The organism is Paenibacillus algorifonticola, assembly GCF_050481745.1.
GTDB lineage: Bacteria > Bacillota > Bacilli > Paenibacillales > Paenibacillaceae > Pristimantibacillus > Pristimantibacillus algorifonticola_A.
Genome location: NZ_JBCNGR010000006.1, coordinates 545,065 through 568,299, shown reverse-complemented (window position 1 = coordinate 568,299; position 23,235 = coordinate 545,065). Strand labels below are relative to the sequence as shown.

The window sequence follows — 23,235 nt, the reverse complement described above, 5'->3', positions numbered from 1 at the left end:
CTCTTCCATTCAAAAAGCGGGTGCTCTATCTGGCATCTGCCGAGATCTCCTGCACCCGCCACAAGTAATCACTCTTTTTTTCAAAAGAGAGACTTCCATCACTATCCCATCTCAATCAGCCTGTGCTTCCTCTATCCTCTTGGAGGATATTCTCCATAAAGGCATATTATGAAATTCATTGCCAAATACGGCTGCATATTGTTATGTGGCTGGCTGCCGCCTGCTGGAGTAAGCGCTAGTGGATTCATTTGCGTATTATTTGCGGCTTTATATAGCGGCCGCTGAACGGCTGGCCGTCCTGATGCCTTCGTCTCCGCCCAATAATGATTGGTTGGATCATCAGAGTTTTGCTCCACCGCAATTCCGTTAGCAGCATGTGTATGGGCAGGAATTTCAGTAGAAAGCAGCGTTACTTTGGCGTTTCCACCCTGCTCGCCTACCGTTGTCGGCGTAAGTCCAGGGCCTGCTCCCTGTCCCATAGGGGCCATCTCCATTAAATTAGGCAATGCAAAGGTTGTTGTTCCATTTCCGCCATATTGCGTGCCGATAATAGAGAACAGAACCGTATTGGATCTAATTTGCAGCTCCGCTCCGTTACACAATGCCCAGTTATTCGGTGGATAACTCCCCGCAAAAATGCGTATTTCCCCTGTAAATGCATCCATATGATAAGGCTGCCTCCTTTAACCTCTTGGTGGGTATATTCCAGAAATAGCGATACAAAAATTCAGCGCCAAAAATGGCTGCATATTGTTATGCGGCTGACTGCCACCTGCCGTGGCAATAGCCCCTGCATTCATAGTGACGTTCGCAGAAGGAGGCGCATAAGGCGTATAAGGTGTGTCTGCCCAAGCATTCCCCGCTGGAGATATTTGATCAGCCGTTTCCGAGGAAGCAGCAAGCTGGTGCGTATGCATCGGCATCTCGTTTACCGTTAAGGTATGATTTTCCTCTCCTGCCACACTGCCAAGTGGAATATTCTGTCCGACATGAACGGGAACCCGTCCTTGTAAATTCGGAAGCGCAAAATTATCCCTCCCATTCCCGCCATAATACGTGCCAAGAATCGAAAACAACGCTGTGTTTGTCGATATCTGCAATAATTGCCCATTGCATGGAGCCCAGCCTTTCGGTGTAAAACCAAATGGGAACACTCTAATTTCGCCAACAAATGGATTCATTTTCAACCTCCTATATAAAAAGAATTAAATCTATAAAACAACTAAGACTGGGGTGGAAAGATCCCAACAAGTGCAATAATAAAAGAAACGGTCAAGGAAGGCATCATATTGTTATGGGGCTGACTGCCACCGAAGGAAGAAAGATTGTTGTTATTCATAGGAGCCTGTGGAAGTGGATTGTTGCTGCTATCAAGACCTGTGGAATATACGGCTGCTTTCGCCCAGGTATTATTTTGAGGAGAAGAGGCACTGCCTGCAGTTTGTGTTGCAATGGGGACGTGAGTGTGGAAAGGCAGCTGGTTAGTTAGGAGCGTAACGCTTTCTGACCCTGCCTTCATGCCTAAGGGATAATTGTTCGCTTTATGGATGGGAAGCCTACCTCTCAAGTCCGGTAGTCCAAAGGTCGACATGCCATCACCACCGTAGGTAGTCCCTAATAGCATATATAACGTTTCATTCTCTGATATAGATAAAATTTGGCCTTCACATTTCGCCCAGCCCTGTGGAGCATAATTACCAGCGAACATGCGAATTTCACCAATAAAAGCCTCGCTCATTTTATAATCCCCTCCGATTGATCATATAAAGCTGTTGAAAACAATAGTTGAGCCGGAGGCCTGTCCTGTCTTAGGAGTCTATGGCTTCCATTCCATCAACATATGCATGCCTTGCTCCTCTACCATGTGGAACCCTAGTCTTTCGTATAAACGGAGCGCCTCATTGCCCTGCATCACATGTAGTTGAATAGGCTGCTTTTTCTCAGCCGCTTCTTCCTGAAGCTCCTGAAGCAAGTGCGTGCCATAACCAGAATTGCGGAAAGCTGGCAGCAGTGCCACATTAACGAGTATCATTCTATCTGCCTTGCGAACAAGCATGCAAACTCCGATTTGGAAATCATCCTTCATTACTATATAGTTCTCCGCACCTGGATACTGTGCCTCATAGGAGCGCTTCTGCAGATCATATTGCATGCGCAGAAAGGCCTGCTGAAAAGATTCCTCCCAGCCCCATGCTTCTACTTCTTCCTCGCGGGTACTCGCATAAACACGATATAGAAATGAATGATGCTTCTCCTCTGCCTGCGCCATATGAAGCTTGCCTGTAAGCAACTGATATCCCCTCCTAAATCAACCGAAAAAAGTGATTTCCATAATCAACTATTCCACATCTAAATTTACAATCCTCCTCCATATTCGACATTTTATTTTAAATTTAACTTCAATTGATTTTGAATTTAACTTCCACCTGAATTACGAAAGCAGGGCCTCATAAAAATATAAAAAAGGGCCTTGATCTCTAGTAGAATGAACGCGCTTCGTTGATGAGGATTGGATCATTGAAGGCCTTGCCCTTTGTTACCGCGTCACAACGTAGACCAAGATACGCCGCGTAGCGACTACTGGCAAAATGCAGCGTTACAATGCCGATCTCCCGCAGCTCGAACTGGTTCTTACATATGGTGCTCTATCCTTATGATGATGAAGCGAAGGAAAAACTGAGATCAGGCATTATTCAAGTGCCAAATCACAAGCAAGCCGTTGTATTACTAGTAGGATGAAAAAGTATGTTAGAACAAAAAGGACCAACCAGATAAAAATGGTTGATCTCATCATACGAAAGGGAGAATATATTAATATGGCATAGACTCTGATTAAATGATTGTATAAAATTTCGAAACCGTTAATCTAGTTGGGTAATTTATCAAAAAATCATTCAGACTTACTGATTCTGTTATCTGTCTTTTTGTAATAATCTCACTAAGATGCGTATTAGTATCTGGAGTTATAGTTGCATCTAGAAGGATCATATCAAATGGCTTAGAAAGAAGACCTTTAAATAATATCGAGAGTTCATTATAACTGTTATTAATCTCTCTAATAAAGTCACAAGAACACTGTCTGTGTATGAGGTAATAATGTTGAGGTACAGTAACATTGAGATATTCATTAATTTGGTCTATATGGATATCATGTTTTTGTTGGTAATGAGTTAATGTGCTTGAGGGTATTTTATCATTTGTTGCAATATGTAGAAAGTAACACAAAATTCATTCCACCTCCGATGAGTGAAGCCAGTGCGCAACTCTAGCACTGGGTTTGAAATTATTTATTAACGTAGTTATTACCAGAAGGGGTGGCCGCCAGTTCGTATACCTAATACAGTGGCGTGAAAATGAGGACGATTCATAATCTTCCCATTAGATGTATGACCAGGGTTGTCTTCATCTGGTTAGGTACCATAAGATATATTTGCTGCTAGAGTTTGAGCTGAAGAACATCATTCTTCAACCATATTCAAATTCTGACTATACGGTGGCAAGTATACAAAGGTGAGTTAGCTTGATTTTCCTTTAAAAAAGGCTGGATGAGATTAGCATGAGTCTATGATTCGGGATTACCAAGCGATCTCTCGTATCTGGTATCCCAAGGGTCAGCAAAAATCATTCCCACCTACGGTAAGCATTAGGGAGCGAAGCTGATCGGAACGCTAAATTTTGAATCTGGCGAAGTATTTTGAGTGCAAGAAGAACAGTACACCGCCAAAGAAACAGCAAATCTCCCGTCCCTCGATCCGAACACCGAATCTCCCACGTTTGTTCGATCCATTTTCGAACGAGTGGAGAAGTCCAGTTCATTCGGGCAGGAAATCCTTGATCCGCAGGCGTCTGATTCGTTACGACTTCATACACCTGTTGCTCTTGCTCAGCCGTCAACAAGCGCTTCCGTCCGGGTGGATGTCCGATATGGAGACCCAACACGCCTTGTTTCTGGTAAGCTTTTCTGTAGTATACAAGGTAGCGCTGCTTTCTGTTCTTCTGTCACACTCACTCGTATGCTCATTTCTTCGTCTCCAATATTTTAATGATTGAAGACTATTATACTGGATTTTATTTCATTCAGCTCTTTTACTATCGTATGGATCTATTTATTTTTCGCCAAATATATATATTTTCCGCCTTTAAAATATACAAAAAAAAGGTTTTCATGGAAAAGATCATTTCATTTTGCCCCATTAATCACTTCGTATTTCACACCTTTCCTTCACACCTTTAATTTAGAACGTTTTTTATTGTTTGCATACATGCTCAATTCAAGAAGGCACACCATAAAAATTCATAATTTGGGAACAGATTACCCTTAACCCTCACTAATTTAACCACTTATTATTTTTTTCCAAATTAAGAAACTTTTTAGATTCCAATGAAGTCTATACATTATGAAGGCATTGTGATATCACTTGTTTCACTATTCCTCACGTCAGAAATTACGCATCCAAAGTTCAAGAACTCATTTAAAAAAGCGATTTTATTACTCCAATTACTTTCTCTGTTTCATTTGCTGCAAGTCTAGGTATTCCTAATGTGCAACAAGCTAAATCACTCTGGTGCTGGTCAGCTGTTGCAAATAGTATTTTACGATATTATGGTGACACGGCGACCTCACAATGCGGATTTGTTACTAATGTAAAGGGAACCACAGGGTGTGCTGATATTTCGGGAAGAATATATTGTTATTGACTGGATGTGGAGTGTAGGAAGTGTCGGGCACATTGTTGGTATTGATGGCTATTACGTCGATTCTAATGAAAATAACATCGTTGAGTATATGGATCCTGCTACAGGATCTCACAAAATTTTAACTTATAATAACTTTAATGGCGGCCTTGGAGATCGAACGTGGATTGAAGGCCGCAAAGATATGTGGGCTTATGGTGTATAAGATAGGAGGAATTAAAATGAAAAAATTCATGAAACTATGTTTAGTATTTGGTTTTGTATTTATCATTTCATCTATGTCGGTATTCGCTGCTGCTGAGGAATATTCTAAAGGTGAAATCTCTCCTGAAATTGTTGCTGCTGCTGAAAAAGAACTATTGAATTTTCAAGAAATGATATCGCAAAGCTATTGGAAGTATGACTTTAAGAACGCAGAAGAAATTAAATCAACAAAATTGGGTGAAGGTTTTCAAGTTTGGGGAATTGATCAAGAAAAACTAGCAGAGAGCAGTTCAACAAAAATTTCAGATGTTATTAAACCACTCGATCAATGGAGCTTTATTGTTACGTTAGACGGAGTTCCTAAGACGATGATAACGATTGGTTTAGAAAATAACTCATTTAATTTTATTGGTGGAGGCGGGGACACTTCTGCCTTCGATCCATCACTATCCGAAACATCTGAAAAGACCAAATTAGTAAGAATTAATGATGTTGATATGCTGGTAAGTGAAATGCCCTCTGGAGAAATCACAAAATCTTTAAATCCAAACACTCCAATTGTTGATGAGATGGTTGCTAAACTAAGAGAAAAACAGCAATACAATGACCAAGGCGAAATTTTGTACGGAGCTGCTCCAATTGTCGAAAAGACGGTTGCAGCAGATACACAACTTCCTGTGATTTTCCGGAACCGAAATCCCGAAAGCACCACATACGAAACCTTTTATCGTTTATCCACAAATGGCGCTGGAAGTTCTGAGGTAGAGTATTATTTAAGGTACAGATCTAACGGTAATGTTGTATCATCTGGGGTTATTAATTAAAAATTTATTTATAGGAGGACACACGATATGAATAAGAAAACAGTAATTATTTTAACCTCGGTGCTTACTTTGACATTGGGCGGTTCTGCTTATGCTGCTATTGATACTACTAAGATTTTCAAACAGGTAGACAGCAGAAATACTGTTGTAAATGATTCGAATTCAAATAACGCAACCGGTATTCAAAAGTTTTCTTTGGTTGCACAAGATGAAATATTAGCACCCGCACTTAACGACCAGTCTGATAATTCACGAATAGATATTTCCAATATAACAGAGCAAATTGACATTCCACTTGACTTGGCGGGAAGCAAATCTTCCCGCAGTCTGGCTAGTACTAGTCAAACCACGGATAACTCGATTTCTCAATTAGTTGATATCCGGGCAGAGCGGACAGGGCATGGTGATACGGTTCTTGCCATTTATCAACTTCAGGATGGGAAGCATGAGGTTTTAATCTCTCAGTCTACTAATGCCTTTGGTGACGAGCAGGCCGCAATTGAAGATACTAAATCCTGGTATAATGCTAATGATGTTAAAGTTATAAAGTTGAATGGACATCATGCAGTAATCGAAAATGCTTCTAACCGTAAACAAGTTCATCTTATAACAGACGAAAAATTCTATACAGTTGCCTCTCCGGGAACTCTAAATTTGGACTATTTGATTGAACTTGCAAAAAAAATAAATGTTGAATAAGTAAATTAGTTATTTGTTTATCATTCATAAAGTTAAAATTATATCTTGTATTTAATGGGCGACAGTCTTTCCCCTGATTTCATGGGGAAAGACTGTCGTATTTTTTGCTTAAGAATTGCTGAAAATCACTAACATTGTGTTGGTTGAGCTTGCACAAACTCTACAGATCCATCCATAAGTTTATTTATTTTCCAATGTTTTCAAAAATGAGTTTGCAGGATATCTGACGAGAAAGTACAAGTTATCCATTCGGCATCCGTCTTCCCATTATCCTTCTGGCTTACACATCATACTCCAGCTGCTTCCGCGCCTGCACAATAAAATCCAGCGGCGTCGGGATTGCTTCCGGCTCATATTGCAGCGCCCCGATTTTCAAGCTCAGCTCCACCTTATATTTATTCGAAAACTCAGCGGAATTAAACTCCTGAATTTTATGGCGCAAGCGCTCAATGACGATGTTCGCCCCTTGGCGGTCCGTGAACAGCAGCAGTCCCCAAGTCGGATTATCCTTGCTCAGCATATAAATCGAATCATTCGTCCGAATGCTCGTCTGGCTCATCTGCGAAAGCTCGAATATCGCTTCCGTCATCCGTTCCTCACTGACCATCCGCCGCAGCTCATCCCAATATTTCACGTTCACAACAAGCAGCGTGAGCGGAATTTCATAACGTGTGGACAGCGCCATGAAGACGGCGGCATCATTTTGGAACGAGCGGCTGTTGCGCAGATTCGTATTTTCATCCATCGTCGCCAGCCGGCTGTTCGTTTTCTTGAGCTGTTCATTTTCCGTTTGGAGCTGTCTGCCCGCAAGCGTGAACATCCACGTCACCAAGGTGAATACCGGCGTCATGACGAGCCAGAAATAATTGCCGCTGCTGACCGCCTCTCCCCCCACAAGCGTTCCATACAGCGTATAGGTGCCGAAGCCAAAAATAAATACGATGTTGAGAATCAGCCCTGTCGTCACATTCGTGAAATACGTAATGATTGCAATCAGAAAAGCCACATTTAGAAAAATAACATTTTGCAAATAACGATCAGGATCTCCCGCTGTAAATACGATACAAATAAAGCTGACGACGATGAGCAGCAGGAAGCCGCTGTCGGAAATAAGACTGCTCTGATTACGCCTCATCGCGCTCACCCCGTCTTCTGCGATATTTGCGAGCCAGGAAAATCAGCGATACGAGCACCAGCACCATGACAAGCGCTGTCGTGATCACGAAGCTGAGCACATCGGTGCGTTCCATCACATTGCTAATGACGGAGGCTTGCTCGAGCTCGGCTTCTTTTTTAAACCGAAATGCGTTAATGTTGCCGTCCTTGTCCGTCGATACGCCATCTCCGAACACCTTCCATACCGTCCCTTGGCTGGCGACCAGCTTGGAGGCTAAATAATAATATTCCGACTCTGCCCCAGTAACAGCGAGCAAGCCATGTCCCGCCTCATACGGGGAATCAATCAGCTGCAAGGTCCCGATACGCTTGCCGTAATCGGTGTCGATGCTTATTTTCTCATTGGACTGCAGGCCTGCGCCATTCGCATCATATTTGAAGTACAGCGCGTCATTATGATCTCGAATCACCTTGTTGCTTTGGAAGGTTCCAATCGCGATGACGTTGCGGGCTTTCAAAGCATCAGCAGCGACATCATCGTTATAAAAGAGAACGTCTCCCGTATTGCCTTCCGCATATTGACCGAGCAAGTTAAACAGGTTGGCTACCGTACGGTACGTATAGGAATCGCGTTCCTTTGGCAGTACAACCGCTACCTGATTAAACGCTCCATCTCGTAAAAAGGGATACGGATAGTTGTTGAACAACAGCTCCGTCCGGTCCTTCGTATTCAATTGGAGCATGGAATCCTTCGTAACGAAAGCCCATGGCATTTGGTTCTGATTTTGCACACAAACGGCATTTTTCAGCTCCAGATCAAAGGCGACAACGACGGAGAAGTTGCCGGAAATATTCAGGTTTTTGGGGATCGGCAATGTAATGGAGTCTCCATTAGCCAGCTCCTCCGTCAGCTTCTTGCTGCCGATTGGCGTATTGTTGATGAGCACCGTCACCATCGAACGGTCAAAATCCAGGTTTTTCGCATAACGGAAATCGAGGCTGATCTTGCTTGCGTCAGCGATGGAACGATTGGCTGGCAGCGACACAAAATAAGCTTTCTCCTGATGGCGCGGGCCCTTCAGCTCGTCGCCTGCTTCGGTCAAAACGACATTGCGGCTAATGCTTACCATAGGCGTCGATACATCGGTGCTCTCATCGACGATTTTGCGGTCGCTGTCGAGCTGTCCCATCAGTGCCTGATTCGCCACAAGCCGGCTTGCCTTCACAAGCAGCGCCTCATCCTTCGCGGTTACAACGAGCGCCCATTGCTCGCCTTGGCGTACAAGCTGAATCAGCGCTTTACCGTTCAAATCCGGTGTGCCGACAGCCGTCTTCAGCCCGCTTGGAAGCTGATCATACAAGGCAACAGCCGTAACAAGCCTTTTGCCTGCATAATATTCATCGTCGAAGGCAAGCAGCGGAATCGTCTTGTCCTGAAGCGTATTTGCCTTGGCAAAGCCAGACAGCGCATAGACGGCCGCTTCCATTTCTTTCGCAGAAGCCTGCGTCGGCACTGCTATCGTATTCAAGCTTCTGCTGACTGTATCGAGGCTCATAAAGCGCTCATTAAAATCACGGATGGAGCCGTCCAGCGGCTTGCTTACATAACGAACATCCACGCTGGAGCTGCTGTATAGCTGGAGCCAGTTGTCCCGCTCCTCATCCGGCGAGCAAATTTGATCATTGATGATCGTCTGAATGCTTCCTTCTGTCGACAGCGTGTTTGTGCCTTCCGCCAGCAGCTCGCGAGGAATCGTCACGCTCAGTCGCTGCTTTTTCTCTACTGTGCGATCCGGTCGGAACGAATAGAAAGCTACGCCATTAATCGCCAAAGTGACGCTGGAGCGGTCCTTGTCGGCAAGCTGCGACACCTTGTAGTCCATATTGACGATGACGCTGCTCACATTCCAATAGGACGGTATTTGAAAAAAGTCCTGGCGCGTCGCCATCACACCTGACACGGATGTATCTGCTGTAATGAAGGGAATCTCATAGCTTTCTGTACCCGGCGCCTCTGCTGCGCTTGCTGTTGCTGCTCCAAGCTGGCCCAGCTGTCCAAGCAGCAGCGCCATGCATATGAAGGTAATGATAAATATGCGTCTTTTCATGATGCTCTCCTCCAGCTTTAATAACGTTCGGTTTTGTACCATTTTGCTTCGCGCTTAAATACTAAATCCTTGAGGTACGTGTATAAGCCGTAAGCGGCAACAACCATCCACATTTGGCAATAGGATACGTACATCAGCATAATAATCCACACATTGGACAGCCTTAGTTCGCCTTTTTCCGTCGTTAGCGTAATATAAGTGCCTACAATAAACAGCGTGACCGCCAGCACCCAGAGAAAGGAGCTGAACCCGGCAATCGTCGTATGTACATATCCTAAGGCGTGGAGAATGAGCAGCAGGTCCGACATAACGAGCGACGTGAGAAGCAGAAAATAAATCGATAAAAAATATAAAATATCAAAGCGGATGTTCGTCGCCGAGCGGTCAAACAGCAAGGGGATATTTTTTACAATGACATAAATATTCCCCTTCGCCCAGCGCGTTCGCTGCTTGAACCATACTTTGAGCGTTTGCGGCTCCTGCTCCCAGGTGACGGCCTTCGGCTGAAACTTGATTCGGTACCCCATCATGTAAATGCGGAAGCTGATCTCGGTGTCCTCGGCAATCGCCTTCACATCCCAGCCGCCAATTCGCTCGACGATATGGCGCCACATAATGAAGTTCGTGCCGGGTATCGTGCAAAGCTTGAACAGCTTCCATCTGCCCGCCTGCGCCATCCATTGGAAGGACAGCGTCTCAATATTAATGAAACGAGTGAGCAGATTCGTATCGCGGTTGCGTGTACGAAACTTTCCGATGACCGCGCCCAGCGTATCATCATTCGTAATTTCGCCGACCAGATAGCGAAGCGCTGTGCGCTCCGGCGTATTGTCCGCATCATAAATGGCGATAAGCTCGCCGCGGCTCTGCTCGAAGCCAATGTTGAGCGCATTTGACTTGCCCTTGCCGCCTGTCACCTTGTCGGTGTTGATAACGATTAAATTGCGTCCTGCGTATCTGGCTTGCACCTCGGCAAGCAGCGTTGCGCTGTTATCCGAGGAATTATCGTTAATGACGATAATTTCGTAGCGTTCATGCGGATAATCAAGCGCAAGCAGCGACTCTACTGTCTTCGTAATGACCTTGCCCTCATTGTGCGCCGGAACCATAATGGTGACAAAAGGAGTCTCCCCCTTGATTTCCGGTACCGGCTTCCCTTCGCTCTGGATATAAAATAAATAGCCAGCGATAATCAGCACCACATTGACGAGCAGGAGCGACCAAATACAGATAACGGCAATCAACATGAGGATGTCTGCGATTGTCATAGCTGTCTCCTTATTTGAAGTATTTGCGTCTATACAGTCGGTATCCGATCATAAAGAAGAAGCCGAATATGAATAGCGACACCATAATAATGACGATAAAAACTTTATTTTGCACATTAAACAAGGTGGTAAAGCTTACCGTTCCCTTATCCGCATATTCAAAATCAGAGCTGACCTGCCGCAGCGCATCATTCAAGGCTAACGCTTGACCATTAATCGTCAAATGGCCGCCTTTCGATTGGATGATATGCGCCTCTGTCCGTACCTCGTGGCCTTGTTGCTTATAATCCGCAAAGGTCATCCAGCTCTCGGTAATACTGGTAAGATCGGCGCTCAGCTGTGCTTCATTTTCCGCAAAATCATACGTCAACGCCGTATTCATCGGAAGCGGCTCCCAAGCCTTGCCCTCACGGTCAAAGCTGGCAAGATAGCTCGGGCTTACGCTGTAAAGCGATGAGTCGAAGGGCTTGGAAACGTTCGTCTGCGAGCGGTACATCAGCTTCTGATTAGGCAGCAGCACCGCCGAATCGAAGAAGCCCATGCCGTCCACCGCGTATTCCTTGTCGTAGGACCAATACATTTCTGCCCCCATGCCGAGCGGGGCAATGCCGTAAGCCGCTAATACGTCAATGAACGAGGTCATCTTCGTTTTCAGCGTCTGGTCATTTTGACCAATGGTTGAAGCTACGACTGGCGCATTGACCAGCACAGTGCCGTTTCGCGACTGCACATATTTTAGCGCCTCCAGATAGCGCTGCATCGCCGGAAACTCCGAATTGCTGAACACCGGCTGGACGCTTATCGCAAAAGGAATGCCCGCATCATATAAAGTATCGGCCATTTGGGCCAATAGCGTTAAATCCGAAAACGGGTAAATTTCCTTAAAAAGCAAGTAGGTTTGCCCTGGCTCGGCAAGTCCCAGCCAATCCTTCAGCACATACGACATCGCCAGCTCGCTCAAATTCCCCTTCTGAAAATAAGGCACATACCCCGTATGCTCATTCCTCACCGCGTAAGGGGAGCTGCTGTTCTTCCCGCTATTCTGCTTGAGCGTGAAGCTTCCGTAGGCCTCAGCCTGAAGATTCACCGAAGGATTTGCTGTCGTTTGCTCCAGCACGATGTACGGGGTGTTTTGCACACGCACCGCCTCATCTGAAAACGGGCCTATCGCAAGCCGCATCGTTTCCTCGCTCTGCGTTTGTTCAATGGCAATATGCAGTGCTTCCTGCTGAGGAGCAGGCAACTCCTCACCGATGTGAAAATAATCGCCCCGATAGGCTGCCCTATCCTGAACAAAAGCGGCATTCGTCAGCTCCATATCCGCTGCATTGCGCACCAGAATCACCTTGCTATACTGCTCTAGCATGCCGCCTGAATAACCATCAACGGAGAGGAGTGTAACCTGCGCTCCGAAAGCGGCCAATTGCTGCTGCAGCGCTTCAACGTTGCCAGCCTTTGGCGAGTCCTTGGCCAAGCTGTCATAGAGCAGCAGCACGCGGATTGGCTCTGTTTGGCTTTCCGCTGCCGCAGCCAGAGAAGAAGTGGAAGAGCTATAAAGCAAACAGAGCAACAGCAGCAGGTTCAATAGCGTTTTCGGTAATGGTTGTCTACATTTGCTTTTTTTCACCTTCTCACCTTCCCAGCCTCTCTACTTGAATTTTGTTTGGCGAATCCTGTTCCTGCTCGCTATGCCATAATCTGCGGCGCACGGCGTCCGCGATGACCAAAAACGTAATGAGATCAAAAGCCGCGGTAAACAGAAATTCATGCTTCGCCAAATCGGCGTCCCCCGCCCCGATAATCGAAACGAAGATGCCGGACAAGCCGGCCAGCATCATCATGACGATGAGCGGCAGGCGCGAAGCCCGCCTTAAATTTCGTGCCCTGATCGCCGCTACGAAAGCCGGCATATATACGGAGACGACGACAAGCATCCAGATGACGATGAAGCCGAAGGTTTTGGGTGCAAGCGCCTCTTTCAGCAGGCTGTAGCCGGAGAAAAAGATCGTCTGCTGGCCAAACGGCTTGCCCGCTGACTTCTCATAGTTGCCCATCGCCGCGGGGCGGATGGTGAACGCATTTTTCGCTGCCAAATTCAGCATGCTGCCAGCCTGATCGGGATGGCTGATATAATAGCCGACAATCGCACCAAAGCCATATTGGCTGTAGAAATTTTCCTCCAATATCGGAGAATCCACATCTACCGTCGTAAACGGCTCATAATAAATGCTGTCCTTCAAAATTGCATATTGCTTGTCCATGCCGAGCGCCTCCAAGGCGCCTTCCGGATCGTCCGAGCCCATCAGCACTCCCCGCGTCATCGCATGGTATTTGTTAATGTTGACGAACTCCTTCGGAATAAGCACATACGTTGCAATGCCTGCCAGCATCAGAACGGTGAGCGATGTCAGCATGAGCACGCGGAACGTCCGCTTTACATGGATGAATAGGTAGAACAGCCCGATCACGGCAATTATGACGCCAACCGGAGCATTTTGCTGCTTGCTCGTCGTTAGCAGAAAGCCGCTAATCGTAAACACGGCGAGCATCGCGTAATCATTATAACGGCGACGGTAAAGCAGCAGCCCTGAGGCAAAGACGAGCATCATCATAATGAGCACGATGCCTTCGCTGAAAAAAGAATTGAAAAACGCCGTATATCCGGTGTCTCCAAACATAAAAATCGCCAGCAGCGCGATGATATAGCCGTATTTACGGGCTATTTTCCAAGTCAGGCTCTCGACGAGCAAATAAATCGCAATGACGTAAAGAATCGTCAATATAGCTGCCTGAAAACGCACGTCGAACACCTGGCTGCTGGCCAGCAGTGTATTAAGCGCAATCGACAATTGAATAAACCAGGATTGCGAGGACGTAAAGGTCGTCCCGTTTTCATTGTAATATTGCAAAATGCCAAATTTCTTTACAAAGTAGCCGAGATATTGGCTGTCATAATCCGGGGCGTTAAAATACAAGCCGTTGCTGTACAAAATACGAAAAAAGTCCCCGTTGTCCGCCATCCCAATATACGGGGGCGTGAACAAGGCGATGATGGTAATGATTAACACTGCCAAAGCGGCGAAGCTGGCAGGCGATAGGTATCTATTCAATAAGGCATAGGCTCGCCGCGCGTAGTGCTTGGCCCTGTCTGCTATCATGGTGGGCGCCTTCTTTCTTATATAACTTTTATAAGCTTGGTGAAGAAGGATCATCGCTGCGCGAAAGGTTTGGCTTACGATCGCCATTACCCTTGAATTTCTGTGATTAAGCCGCAATTGGAAGACATTTAAGGGTAAAAACGAACGCCACCGCTTCTCCAGCTCAAGCCTTTCACTCCGCTTGCCTTTTTCACCAAAGTTTCTGCTAAGGAAAATTATGAAAAAGGATTTTTAGTAAGTATAAGCAAGCAAAGCCATTAGATTGTCGAAGGAGTAGGCCTGCTGAGCTGCCGTGTCGCCAAAGCCGCCGAGCAGCGGGCTTCCGACCTCCTCGATTTGGAACTCATTCATTTTACCAATACTGTCGGCATATAAGGTCTGGTCACCAATCACGGAGCCAATCATCGCCGTTATCGCGTAGATGGCAGTGGAGCGCGTATCCGTTGTGGCTGCGCCTTCCCTCGTGTATTGACCGTAAAGCGTACCCGCCTTCACCTTATCCTTTATGTATCGGATGCTTTCGGCTTTTTCTTCACCCATTTCGGCTAATATCAGCACAGTTAACAAAGATTCCACCATATTAATATGATCCGAGCTGTATTTCCCCTTGCCATAATCATAACGCGTCTCATAGAAAGGAAATTCATCCGTTAAATAACCGTCCTTGATGATTTTCTCCATATTCGCAATCAGCGTTTGCCGTTCCCCCGCCTCGATAGGCAGCTGTGCCAGCGTCTTCAAATCAATATAGCAGAGCGTAATAAAATCATTCGTTATTTGGTATGTTTCATCATAAAAATCATACAAATAGCCATTTTTCACATTATGCTCGTAAAAACGCAAGCCGAAGCTGGCGGCCTCCTGCTTATAGCCTTCATTTTGAAAAACGTCTCCAGCCTCATACAGCGCCCGAATGATGCGCAAATCGTCAACCGCCGCGTTTAGCGTATAACGCTTTTGCAGCTTGGGGCTGAAGCGGTAGCTGAAAGCCGTCTCCATATTGAAGGATTGCTTGGCGCGGGCCCACTCCTCCTCAAAAGCAGACTTTTGCTGCGTTAACGCTTTATAGCGCATCATAAGTCCCGCTGACTCGCTAAGCATTTCATGCCCCGTCGTCAGCTCCGCATTTTGCTCCGTATCCTGCAAATTCGTATAAATGCCAGCCGTTCCAGACAGCTCAGTCGTTATAAAATGATACAGCTTCTGCTGCTTGTCCTGCATTTGCAGCTTGTCTCCATAATGCTGTTCTGGCAGCAATGCTGCCGTGGGCGTGTCCTGTGGCGATGCCGAGGACGCCCGCAATGAGGATGGAGTTGGCTGCTCCGAGCGTCCACATGCCGTCAACAATAACACGAATGTTATTGCGGTTAAGATCACTTTTTTGCCCGAAACGCTTAATTGCATTTTACGCATTCATTTGCCTCGTTTCTCTGAATCCGGGATTAAAACATTTGGTCCACATCGTCTGGATCCAGGTTATCCCACGCTCCCATTATGTCCGCTGGCGCCGGATTAAAACGATATTTTGCCAAATCCAGCTTGCCCTGCACACTCACCTCGATGCCCTCTTCCTCCAAGCGAGACCGCTGCTCCATATTCCCCTCTTCACTCGGGATCGCGATTTCGCCCTGCGCATTGACAACCCGGTGCCACGGCAATTGATGAATGCTGCTCTGGGTATGCAAAATCCGCACGACCTGGCGCGCCCCTCTGCGGCTTCCCGCAAGCTCGGCGATCTGCCCATAGCTCATGACAGCTCCTGCAGGAATGCGTTTTATAATTTCAATGACTCTTTTCGTAAATGGCTGCATGATGGCCTCCGATAGAAAGCTTATTTTTCTTTTGAAAAGATTGTAACATATTGCAGCATTCGACTGGATTCTACATTTTATATTTACACTCAAATGTAAAAAGAAACTCAAAAAAGGCAAGCGCGTAGTTCCATGGAGATCCATGGAGAACTGCGGCCCGCCTTATTTTACAATACTTATGCCCATAACAATTATTGATTGATCAATTACAAATAAACAAAAAATGCTGTCCGATCAAGCCTTGCTTGCCATGTAGGCGATTTGCTCCAGCCATGCTTTACGCGTTGCCTCATCGGAGCCTGGAACGGATTCGAGGAAAAGATGATACATAACCTCCAGCCCGCAATATTCGAAAATCCCTTTATCCGACGTTAAACGCAGCGCCTCTGCCATGCCATTTGCTTCATATTCAGCCTTAGACTTGCCTTGCGTGTTGATAATGACGGCCTTTTTCCCCTTTAGCAGGCCCATCTGCACGCCATCCACATACTTATAAGCAAACCCGTAAGAAAATACACGTTCGATATAACCTTTCATCATAGCAGGCAGCCCGGTCCACCAGATTGGGTAAATGAACGTGATGACGTCGGCCCATTTTAAATGCTGCTGCTCCTGTTCAATATCCTCGCTCAGCCCGCCAATGATTTCACTTGCACTTACAATCGGCTGAAACCCCAGCTCATACAAATCCCGCACAACGACCTCATGCCCCTTATTCGTCAGCCCTTCGACCGCTGTTTGCAAAATAGCATGGTTAAAGCTTTCTTTTCTCGGATGTGCGTACACGATTAAATGATTCATTTGAATAGCTCCTCTCGGTTTTCAACTCGTTTTATTGTTGTGATTGATCAACCAATTACTAATGATTAAAAAAAGACCACGAAAACGAATAACAATGGTCTATTCTTTCACGAACAATTCCGGCATTTCCAGCGCCATTGCCACATTGCAGAGCATGCCTCTAGCTAAAAAATTCGTCGTACGCGCACCAGCATCGGCGATGCCCGCTTGCGTAAACGCATCCTCAACGAGCTGCTTAACCTGCGCGGTACCCTGCCGCATTGCATCACGGACCGGTGTTTCCCGTATCGTCTGCGCCTGCATTTGCAATAAAGCTTCATTGCGATGCGATCCCATGATTTCCTCATAGGCGCGGATCAGCCCTGACTCCAATGTAGCTGGCTCCTCCGTGTCAATGACCTGTTGAAAAGCTTTGACAATGCGCTGCCAAGATACATCAAGCGCCTCCACCAGCAAGGACTCCTTCGTAAAAAAGCGGTACACATAAGGCTGGGAAATCGCTGCCCGCTCGGCTACTTGCGCTGTAGTTGCGCGATAATAACCGATTTCGGAAAAAATCTCGATAGCCGCGGATACGATGTCGGAACGCCTGCTGGCAGCTGTTGCTGTTCCTTTTGCCATAAACGCACCTTGCCTTTCATTTGATATTGATTGATCAATCACTAACTTGATTTCACTATATCCGATCTTAAAAAAAGTTGCAAGCCCTTTGTTTCAAAAAGTTTTGCCGGATCGCTTGACTTGGAGTCACCTCCAAGTTGTACGCTAATGCCATCAAGAGCAGCATCAACGGCTAGCTGCTGGGATGATTCAACCATAAAGAGGAGGATAAACGATGAACAAACCAATAGATGTACAAACAGCGCTCATTACAGGCGCTAACAATGGAATAGGGCTGGCGCTTACTCGCAGGCTGCTTGGGGAAGGGTGGCATGTCGCCGCGCTCATTCGTTCCGATTTTCTGGAGGACGACGAGGAGATTCAAGCTGCTATGCACAAGGGCCAGCTTCGCGTTTATAAAGCCGATATAGCTGATTTTGCAAGCTTAAAGCAGGCGCTAAAGCGAATTAAATTAGCAGAAGTGAAGCTTGATTTGCTATTCAACAATGCTGGTGGAAGCTTCTCTGAGCTGCAGTTGACCAGGCAAGGACGGGAGCTGCATTTTGATTTGCAAACGGTCGCGCCTTATGCCATCTTTATGGAGCTGAAGGAGCTGCTCAAAAAAGGAAGCTATAAGACTGTCGTTAATACGTCGACCAACTCTTTCAAAACCTTGAAGAAATTCGACGCGCAAACGTTGGAGCACCCAACGGAATTCAAGAAGCTTTTTGGTCCCTACTCCACCTCCAAGCTAGCTCTTTCCCTGTGGACCAAGGAGTTGGCCCCAGTGCTTGCAGCTGAAGGCCTTCGCATCATCAGCGTTGATCCGGGCGGCAATAACACGATTAGAAAAGGGAAAAAATCCGGCCTGCCTTTTTATATAACGCCAATCATGAAGCTGTTTTTCCCGCATCCAAGCAAAGGGGCTTCACTGCTTTATGAAGCAGCAATCGGCAAGCAAAGGCAAGCTGAGCCTGGCACTTATCTTGTAAATGGCAAAGCCGGCGAGCTACACTTCACAGACCAAAGCGCCAAAGTGCTAAATCTCGTCAGCTCGATTTATAACCGGGAATTTGGAAAGTCCCTACCTAATTAACGCCACATAGCAGTGAAGTATCGAGTTGTAATGACATCTCCACCCTGCCCGCATATGCGAGCCAGCTATATTTCTTTATAATATAAAACCGTGGCATAGAGGTTGCCATCACCTGAACGGGCAAATTTCGGAATACGCCCCGCTTCAATAAAGCCCAGCGACTGGTACAAAATATTAGAAGGCGCTCCTTCTAGCGTATCCAGAATGAGCAGGCTTCGTTGTTCCGCAACAGCCCGCTCCTCCGCTGCCTGCATCAGCAGTCTGGCAATGCCTTTGCGCCGCTGCTGGGGATGCACCATCATTTTGGCGATTTCCGCCCGGTGGGACGCATTTTGCTTTTGCGCCAGTTGGAGCTGTACGGTGCCGACAATTTGCTCTCCCTCTTTGGCAACCCACAGCAATATGCCCGGCTCCAATACGCCCTGCCAATAGGCTTTAGCATACTCGCTGCTAAGAGGAGGAAGAAAGCCGATCGATGCTCCATCTTCTACAACTTCTACAATGAGCCCGGCTAACTCCTCTAACGTATGCTCATTTAGTTCTGTCAGCTCTTCTACTCGCAACGATTGCCCCATGCCCTCAACTCCTTTTTTATCTCCCTTTCATCATCTCTAGCATATCCAATTTGTGATTTGAGCTCAATATGTGCACGACGGATCAGACCCCCAATAATTGCAGATAGGTATGAATGGATACCGAAAACACCCCCCTTGTCGGCAAAAGCTTTGCCAATCAAGGGGGGCATATTATTCACCTATCGCCAAAACAGGCTTGTTCAGGCTTTTGAGCGCATGATACGCCGCGCCTATGACGCCTGATGTCTGTGAAGCCTCCACATAAGAGAGATTCAGATTGTTTGCCGGATATGGCTTGCGGGCATGACGATAAATATAAGATTCCAGTGCCTCCCGCGGAAAACCTTCCATATGAATAACGCCGCCGCCCATAATAATATAATCCGGATCGAGCACATTAATTACCGTCGCAATCGGGATCGACAGCGCATCCAAATACCGCTGGAGCACCTCTGATTGCTGATGCTGCGAAAATAAATCTTGAATCTCGCATTCTGCAAAATGCTCCTGCTTGATTTGCTGGAGGCGCATGCCTGAGGCATAGAGCTCCACGCAGCCCGGATTGCCGCAGCCGCATAATTCTTCGCGGCCAAGGACGGGAATATGGCCTAGCTCGGCGGCTACACCATTTTTCCCCCGCAGAAATTGACCGTTCATATAAATGGAATTACCGAAGCCGGTTCCAATATAAAAGCCGACGATGACGCCTATATCCGGCAGCCTGCGATCAACGATTTCCTGCAGCAGCAAATTGTTTACATCATTATCGATAAAAACGGGCACTTTAAAGACAGTTTCCAGCGCATCAACGACGTTTAATTGGTCAAAGCCCGGCATATTCGGGGTTGATAGAACGACCTTCTTATCCTTGCTAATAATCGATGGAAAACCTAATGACACGGCGATAAGCTCTCCCTTGCAGTCGGCCAGATAATCGCTTAGCATCGTAATCAGCAGCTGTAGCGGTTTGTCCGAGTTGCGAAGCAGCTGCGTTTTTTGTATATGGAACTCATGCAGCTGGCCGTCCCGTGTCACTTTTCCCAGCCGAATATGGGTCCCGCCAATATCTACTCCCAGCACAAACTCTTTCATCTTTGTATCACCCTATTGAAATCGTCCATCATTTTATCCCAGGCCCTATTCAGATCATTATCGAGGTTAAATAATCCCGAAGTGCCGACAATGAATACTTCCGCTCCGGCTTCCGCCAGCTGCGCGAACGTATTTTTGTTGCAGGAGCCATCAATTTCGATTAAATAGGTATAGCCATGCTCTTCCTTCAAAGCTTTCGCTTCTCTGATTTTATCGAGCATTTCTGTAATGAATTTTTGTCCGGCATATCCCGGATCAACGGTCATGATCGTAATTTTGTCCAGCAAATGAATATAATGCTTAATATAGCTGAGTGGCGTAGCCGGGTTCAAAGCGATTCCCGCCTTGCAGCCGGCTTGTTTAATCTGGTTAATTATACGGAAGGCATCGCTGTTGATCGTCTCGGCATGAGGACTAATATAAGTCGCCCCAGCGTCAATAATCGCCTGAATAAAGTCGGCAGGCTTCTCTACCATGAGATGCACATCCATAGGAACCTTCAGCGAATCTCTCAACTGTTCCATGAAAAAAGGGGACAGCGTAATATTTTTGACAAAATGGCCGTCCATAATATCGATATGCACCATATCGGAACGATCGTTAATAACATCAAGCTGGTTGCGAATATCCATCAGGTTCATACACATTAATGATGGGGAAAATTGGTATTCCATCTCGAATCCACTCCTAATTTTTTTATCTTTTTACACCAAACAGACGATCGAGGAATACAGCCAAAATAATAAGGGCACCCATTACGATTTGCTGATAATACGTAGGCACGCTGAGAATGTTAAGTCCATTGCTGATGACGCCGATGATGAGTCCGCCCATCACAACGCCGATAATTTTACCTTTTCCGCCGAAAAAGCTTGTGCCGCCAATGATAGCTGCCGCAATCGCCTGTGTCTCATAACCGCTGCCTGAAAGAGGCTCTGCCGCGCCTAAACGGGCTGTCATTACAATGCCTGCAATCCCTGCTGCTATGCCAGAAATAACAAATACAATCATCGTATGGCGCTTGATGTTAATGCCGGAAAACCACGCAGCCTGGCTGTTGCCGCCTAGCGCATAAATGTTGCGGCCTAGCTTCGTCTTATTCGTAATGAAAATAAAGGCGAGCGCCACAATCAGCGCTATAATGACGGGAATCGGAACCGGGCCGAGCCAGCCGGCAATGCTGCTTTTGAACGACTGCGGCAAGCCGAATACGGGCTTCGCGTCCGAAATAATAAGCGTCAACCCTCTGAAAATCGACAGCGTGCCCAGCGTAATAATGAACGGATGAAGTCCGGTTTTGTTCACCAGGAAGCCGTTAATGCCTCCAAGCAAGCCGCCGACAAAAATACCGCCAATAATAATGGCAAGCACCCAATGCATGCCCGCAACCATCAGCTTCGCCGCGATCATGCCAGTGAGCGCCATAATGGAGCCGACCGACAAATCTATGCCCGCGATTAGAATGGTGAAAAACTCGCCCAAGCCTAGCAAAATATTAACCGAGCTTTGCAGCAGCACCTGCGTCAAATTGCCAGTGGTCAAAAAATATTGCGGCGACAAGATGCCCATGACCAGCGTCAGCAAAATCAAAATGCCGAATGTTCCGTATTTGCTCCAAATTACATTAAATTTCTGCATCATCGTAACTCCTTGACTTATGAAGTGGCGGCTAACATAATGTTTTCTTCGGTAGCCTCTTCAATTGATAGTGTCCCATTCATTCGGCCTTCCCTAAATACGATAATGCGGTCGCAGACGGACAATAGCTCAGGCAGATCGGATGAAACGACCATTACGCCGACACCGTCCTCCGCAAGCTCTCTCATAATCTTGTAAATCTCGCCTCTAGCGCCGATATCGATGCCCTTCGTTGGCTCGTCGAAAATCATCAGCTTAGAGCCTGCTGCCAGCCATTTGCCAATGAGTACCTTTTGCTGATTGCCGCCGGACAGCTCGCCGATGTTCTGTTCAATGCTCGCGCATTTAATATTGATCGAGGCTTTATATTCCTCAGCCCATTTTTTCTCCTGCTTCTCGTTAATAAGTCCCCATGTGCCGCCAAGCGACGAGGTTTTGAGCAGTCGCGATAACGAAATATTTTTCCAAATTTCAAAATTTTTCAGAAAGCCCGTCTCCTTGCGGCTCTCGGTTACATGGCCAATGCCCAGCTTGATCGCATGATACGGACTTTTGATTATGACCTCTTGCCCGAACAGCTCGATCCGTCCTTCAGCAATGGGGGCAGCGCCGTAAATCGCGTTCATCAGCTCGGTGCGGCCGGAGCCGATTAAGCCGGAAAAGCCCAAAATCTCGCCTTTTTTCAGTTCAAAGCTCACATCCTGCACCATTCGGTCCTTACGGGTCAGTCCCTCTACCTTCAGCAGCGTTTCCTCTCCGGTATGGATGCTGTTCTCGGGCTTCAAGTGACGCTCATTGACCGCACGGCCCACCATCATCGTAACCAGCGTTTCCTTCGTCACATCTTTAATGTCTTTGGTGCCAACGTACTTCCCATCCTTTAGGACGCTCACCCGGTCACCGATTTCAAGCAGTTCGTGCAGCTTATGGGAAATGTAAATAATGCCGACGCCTAAATATTTCAATTGCCTGATGATGCCGAACAGTTTATTCGTCTCTTCTCCCGTCAGCGAGGAGGTCGGTTCGTCCATGACGATAACCTTCGCCCGCGAAGCAATCGCCTTGGCGATTTCAACCTGCTGCTTCTCGCTGATCGACAGCCGCTCAACCAAGTCCTTGGAAGACCGCTTTAAGCCGACCTTCTCGATCATTCTTTGGGCGATTTCCTCCATGTTTTTGAAGTCGACGACTGGAATGCCGAATTTTTTGATCATAGGCAGCTTTCCGACAAAAATATTCTCCGCTATAGATAACTCGTCAATCATGCTCAGTTCCTGATAGATGACGCTAATTCCGCTGTCGACCGATTCCTTCGGCGACAGCTTAGAAAAGGCCGTGCCATTAATGACGATGCTGCCCGAGGACGGCTCATATACGCCGGATAATATTTTCATCAGCGTCGATTTGCCCGCACCATTTTCACCGAGCAATATATGCACCTCGCCTGGCTTAAGCTGAAAGGATACATCCTGGAGCGCTTTGACTCCGGAGAAATCCTTAGAAATATTTTTCATTTCCACGATATAGTCCATACTGCCCCTCCCTCAGGA

22 protein-coding genes and 2 pseudogenes are annotated in these 23,235 nt (G+C 46.7%); 4 read left to right on the top strand and 20 right to left on the bottom strand.

What is annotated here, in order from left to right:
* Nucleotides 1–131: 131 nt before the first annotated feature.
* The 6 genes and pseudogenes from ABEW34_RS05995 to ABEW34_RS05970 form a co-directional block, all read right to left on the bottom strand.
* On the bottom strand, nucleotides 132–665 hold the full coding sequence (locus ABEW34_RS05995; protein ID WP_430155904.1) for a phage tail protein: 534 nt from the start codon (nucleotides 663–665) through the stop codon (nucleotides 132–134).
* Between the two features lie 18 nt (nucleotides 666–683).
* The gene (locus ABEW34_RS05990) at nucleotides 684–1,181 is read right to left on the bottom strand and encodes a phage tail protein (RefSeq protein ID WP_430155901.1); all 498 of its coding nucleotides are present in this window, start codon (nucleotides 1,179–1,181) and stop codon (nucleotides 684–686) included.
* A gap of 41 nt (nucleotides 1,182–1,222) precedes the next feature.
* Complete coding sequence (locus ABEW34_RS05985) at nucleotides 1,223–1,738, bottom strand: phage tail protein (protein WP_430155898.1); 516 nt, start codon at nucleotides 1,736–1,738, stop codon at nucleotides 1,223–1,225.
* A 78-nt stretch (nucleotides 1,739–1,816) separates the two neighbouring features.
* Nucleotides 1,817–2,290 carry a GNAT family N-acetyltransferase gene (locus tag ABEW34_RS05980; protein ID WP_430155895.1) on the bottom strand — a complete coding sequence of 158 codons (474 nt, stop codon included), beginning with the start codon at nucleotides 2,288–2,290 and terminating at the stop codon, nucleotides 1,817–1,819.
* A gap of 1,174 nt (nucleotides 2,291–3,464) precedes the next feature.
* A pseudogene (locus ABEW34_RS05975) lies at nucleotides 3,465–3,559 on the bottom strand (transposase); the annotation flags it as partial.
* Between the two features lie 200 nt (nucleotides 3,560–3,759).
* Nucleotides 3,760–3,954, bottom strand: a pseudogene (locus ABEW34_RS05970) (hypothetical protein); the annotation flags it as partial.
* 709 nt (nucleotides 3,955–4,663) lie between these two features.
* On the opposite strand from ABEW34_RS05970, the gene ABEW34_RS05965 reads away from it, so the two are divergent.
* The 3 genes from ABEW34_RS05965 to ABEW34_RS05955 are packed head-to-tail and all read left to right on the top strand — an operon-like array spanning nucleotide 4,664 to nucleotide 6,422.
* The gene (locus tag ABEW34_RS05965) at nucleotides 4,664–4,900 is read left to right on the top strand and encodes a hypothetical protein (RefSeq protein ID WP_430155893.1); all 237 of its coding nucleotides are present in this window, start codon (nucleotides 4,664–4,666) and stop codon (nucleotides 4,898–4,900) included.
* Nucleotides 4,901–4,916: 16 nt separating this feature from the next.
* A complete protein-coding gene (locus ABEW34_RS05960) occupies nucleotides 4,917–5,723 on the top strand; it encodes a hypothetical protein (RefSeq protein WP_430155891.1) in 807 nt (268 codons plus the stop codon).
* Between the two features lie 27 nt (nucleotides 5,724–5,750).
* Nucleotides 5,751–6,422 carry a hypothetical protein gene (locus ABEW34_RS05955; RefSeq protein ID WP_430155889.1) on the top strand — a complete coding sequence of 224 codons (672 nt, stop codon included), beginning with the start codon at nucleotides 5,751–5,753 and terminating at the stop codon, nucleotides 6,420–6,422.
* A 280-nt stretch (nucleotides 6,423–6,702) separates the two neighbouring features.
* On the opposite strand, the gene ABEW34_RS05950 is transcribed toward ABEW34_RS05955, so the two are convergent.
* The 9 genes from ABEW34_RS05950 to ABEW34_RS05910 form a co-directional block, all read right to left on the bottom strand.
* The gene (locus ABEW34_RS05950) at nucleotides 6,703–7,557 is read right to left on the bottom strand and encodes a diguanylate cyclase domain-containing protein (protein WP_430155887.1); all 855 of its coding nucleotides are present in this window, start codon (nucleotides 7,555–7,557) and stop codon (nucleotides 6,703–6,705) included.
* Nucleotides 7,547–9,646, bottom strand: coding sequence for a cellulose biosynthesis cyclic di-GMP-binding regulatory protein BcsB (locus ABEW34_RS05945; protein ID WP_430155884.1), 2,100 nt, complete (start codon nucleotides 9,644–9,646; stop codon nucleotides 7,547–7,549). Before ABEW34_RS05945 ends, ABEW34_RS05950 begins: the two co-directional genes overlap by 11 nt.
* A gap of 17 nt (nucleotides 9,647–9,663) precedes the next feature.
* Nucleotides 9,664–10,914: a glycosyltransferase family 2 protein gene (locus tag ABEW34_RS05940; protein ID WP_430155882.1), complete on the bottom strand. Its 1,251-nt coding sequence runs from the start codon at nucleotides 10,912–10,914 to the stop codon at nucleotides 9,664–9,666.
* A 10-nt stretch (nucleotides 10,915–10,924) separates the two neighbouring features.
* On the bottom strand, nucleotides 10,925–12,541 hold the full coding sequence (locus ABEW34_RS05935) for a hypothetical protein (RefSeq protein WP_430155879.1): 1,617 nt from the start codon (nucleotides 12,539–12,541) through the stop codon (nucleotides 10,925–10,927).
* 4 nt (nucleotides 12,542–12,545) lie between these two features.
* Nucleotides 12,546–14,072, bottom strand: a complete 1,527-nt coding sequence (locus ABEW34_RS05930) for a hypothetical protein (RefSeq protein WP_430155876.1) — start codon at nucleotides 14,070–14,072, stop codon at nucleotides 12,546–12,548.
* A 231-nt stretch (nucleotides 14,073–14,303) separates the two neighbouring features.
* Nucleotides 14,304–15,485: a hypothetical protein gene (locus ABEW34_RS05925; protein WP_430155874.1), complete on the bottom strand. Its 1,182-nt coding sequence runs from the start codon at nucleotides 15,483–15,485 to the stop codon at nucleotides 14,304–14,306.
* A 29-nt stretch (nucleotides 15,486–15,514) separates the two neighbouring features.
* Nucleotides 15,515–15,883 (bottom strand): MGMT family protein, encoded by a 369-nt coding sequence (locus ABEW34_RS05920; RefSeq protein WP_430155871.1) that lies wholly within the window; start codon nucleotides 15,881–15,883, stop codon nucleotides 15,515–15,517.
* Between the two features lie 234 nt (nucleotides 15,884–16,117).
* Nucleotides 16,118–16,684 (bottom strand): NAD(P)H-dependent oxidoreductase, encoded by a 567-nt coding sequence (locus tag ABEW34_RS05915; RefSeq protein ID WP_430155868.1) that lies wholly within the window; start codon nucleotides 16,682–16,684, stop codon nucleotides 16,118–16,120.
* A gap of 99 nt (nucleotides 16,685–16,783) precedes the next feature.
* The gene (locus ABEW34_RS05910) at nucleotides 16,784–17,305 is read right to left on the bottom strand and encodes a TetR/AcrR family transcriptional regulator (RefSeq protein WP_430155865.1); all 522 of its coding nucleotides are present in this window, start codon (nucleotides 17,303–17,305) and stop codon (nucleotides 16,784–16,786) included.
* Between the two features lie 214 nt (nucleotides 17,306–17,519).
* Between ABEW34_RS05910 and ABEW34_RS05905 the strand changes: the two genes are divergently transcribed.
* Nucleotides 17,520–18,380 carry an SDR family NAD(P)-dependent oxidoreductase gene (locus ABEW34_RS05905; protein WP_430155862.1) on the top strand — a complete coding sequence of 287 codons (861 nt, stop codon included), beginning with the start codon at nucleotides 17,520–17,522 and terminating at the stop codon, nucleotides 18,378–18,380.
* A 65-nt stretch (nucleotides 18,381–18,445) separates the two neighbouring features.
* Here ABEW34_RS05905 and ABEW34_RS05900 read toward each other — a convergent pair whose 3' ends face one another.
* The 5 genes from ABEW34_RS05900 to ABEW34_RS05880 all read right to left on the bottom strand — a co-directional run bounded on the left by ABEW34_RS05900 (nucleotide 18,446) and on the right by ABEW34_RS05880 (nucleotide 23,217).
* On the bottom strand, nucleotides 18,446–18,955 hold the full coding sequence (locus tag ABEW34_RS05900) for an N-acetyltransferase family protein (RefSeq protein ID WP_430155859.1): 510 nt from the start codon (nucleotides 18,953–18,955) through the stop codon (nucleotides 18,446–18,448).
* Nucleotides 18,956–19,126: 171 nt separating this feature from the next.
* Nucleotides 19,127–20,047 carry an allose kinase gene (gene alsK / locus ABEW34_RS05895; RefSeq protein ID WP_430155856.1) on the bottom strand — a complete coding sequence of 307 codons (921 nt, stop codon included), beginning with the start codon at nucleotides 20,045–20,047 and terminating at the stop codon, nucleotides 19,127–19,129.
* Nucleotides 20,044–20,721, bottom strand: coding sequence for a D-allulose 6-phosphate 3-epimerase (gene alsE, locus ABEW34_RS05890; RefSeq protein WP_430155853.1), 678 nt, complete (start codon nucleotides 20,719–20,721; stop codon nucleotides 20,044–20,046). Before alsE ends, alsK begins: the two co-directional genes overlap by 4 nt.
* Before the next feature lie 22 nt (nucleotides 20,722–20,743).
* Nucleotides 20,744–21,685, bottom strand: a complete 942-nt coding sequence (gene alsC / locus ABEW34_RS05885; RefSeq protein WP_430155850.1) for a D-allose ABC transporter permease — start codon at nucleotides 21,683–21,685, stop codon at nucleotides 20,744–20,746.
* A 17-nt stretch (nucleotides 21,686–21,702) separates the two neighbouring features.
* The gene (locus ABEW34_RS05880; protein WP_430155847.1) at nucleotides 21,703–23,217 is read right to left on the bottom strand and encodes a sugar ABC transporter ATP-binding protein; all 1,515 of its coding nucleotides are present in this window, start codon (nucleotides 23,215–23,217) and stop codon (nucleotides 21,703–21,705) included.
* Nucleotides 23,218–23,235: the final 18 nt, after the last annotated feature.

Bases quoted from the DNA above. Each gene is read 5' to 3' on its own strand.
- ABEW34_RS05910 (WP_430155865.1), bottom strand. From the start codon at position 17,305: ATGGCAAAAGGAACAGCAACAGCTGCCAGCAGGCGTTCCGACATCGTA.
- alsC (WP_430155850.1), bottom strand. From the start codon at position 21,685: ATGCAGAAATTTAATGTAATTTGGAGCAAATACGGAACATTCGGCATT.
- alsE (WP_430155853.1), bottom strand. From the start codon at position 20,721: ATGGAATACCAATTTTCCCCATCATTAATGTGTATGAACCTGATGGAT.
- ABEW34_RS05960 (WP_430155891.1), top strand. From the start codon at position 4,917: ATGAAAAAATTCATGAAACTATGTTTAGTATTTGGTTTTGTATTTATC.
- ABEW34_RS05925 (WP_430155874.1), bottom strand. From the start codon at position 15,485: ATGCGTAAAATGCAATTAAGCGTTTCGGGCAAAAAAGTGATCTTAACC.
- ABEW34_RS05905 (WP_430155862.1), top strand. From the start codon at position 17,520: ATGAACAAACCAATAGATGTACAAACAGCGCTCATTACAGGCGCTAAC.
- ABEW34_RS05950 (WP_430155887.1), bottom strand. From the start codon at position 7,557: ATGAGGCGTAATCAGAGCAGTCTTATTTCCGACAGCGGCTTCCTGCTG.
- ABEW34_RS05930 (WP_430155876.1), bottom strand. From the start codon at position 14,072: ATGATAGCAGACAGGGCCAAGCACTACGCGCGGCGAGCCTATGCCTTA.
- ABEW34_RS05955 (WP_430155889.1), top strand. From the start codon at position 5,751: ATGAATAAGAAAACAGTAATTATTTTAACCTCGGTGCTTACTTTGACA.
- ABEW34_RS05880 (WP_430155847.1), bottom strand. From the start codon at position 23,217: ATGGACTATATCGTGGAAATGAAAAATATTTCTAAGGATTTCTCCGGA.
- ABEW34_RS05945 (WP_430155884.1), bottom strand. From the start codon at position 9,646: ATGAAAAGACGCATATTTATCATTACCTTCATATGCATGGCGCTGCTG.
- ABEW34_RS05915 (WP_430155868.1), bottom strand. From the start codon at position 16,684: ATGAATCATTTAATCGTGTACGCACATCCGAGAAAAGAAAGCTTTAAC.
- ABEW34_RS05995 (WP_430155904.1), bottom strand. From the start codon at position 665: ATGGATGCATTTACAGGGGAAATACGCATTTTTGCGGGGAGTTATCCA.
- alsK (WP_430155856.1), bottom strand. From the start codon at position 20,047: ATGAAAGAGTTTGTGCTGGGAGTAGATATTGGCGGGACCCATATTCGG.
- ABEW34_RS05985 (WP_430155898.1), bottom strand. From the start codon at position 1,738: ATGAGCGAGGCTTTTATTGGTGAAATTCGCATGTTCGCTGGTAATTAT.
- ABEW34_RS05990 (WP_430155901.1), bottom strand. From the start codon at position 1,181: ATGAATCCATTTGTTGGCGAAATTAGAGTGTTCCCATTTGGTTTTACA.
- ABEW34_RS05900 (WP_430155859.1), bottom strand. From the start codon at position 18,955: ATGGGGCAATCGTTGCGAGTAGAAGAGCTGACAGAACTAAATGAGCAT.
- ABEW34_RS05940 (WP_430155882.1), bottom strand. From the start codon at position 10,914: ATGACAATCGCAGACATCCTCATGTTGATTGCCGTTATCTGTATTTGG.
- ABEW34_RS05920 (WP_430155871.1), bottom strand. From the start codon at position 15,883: ATGCAGCCATTTACGAAAAGAGTCATTGAAATTATAAAACGCATTCCT.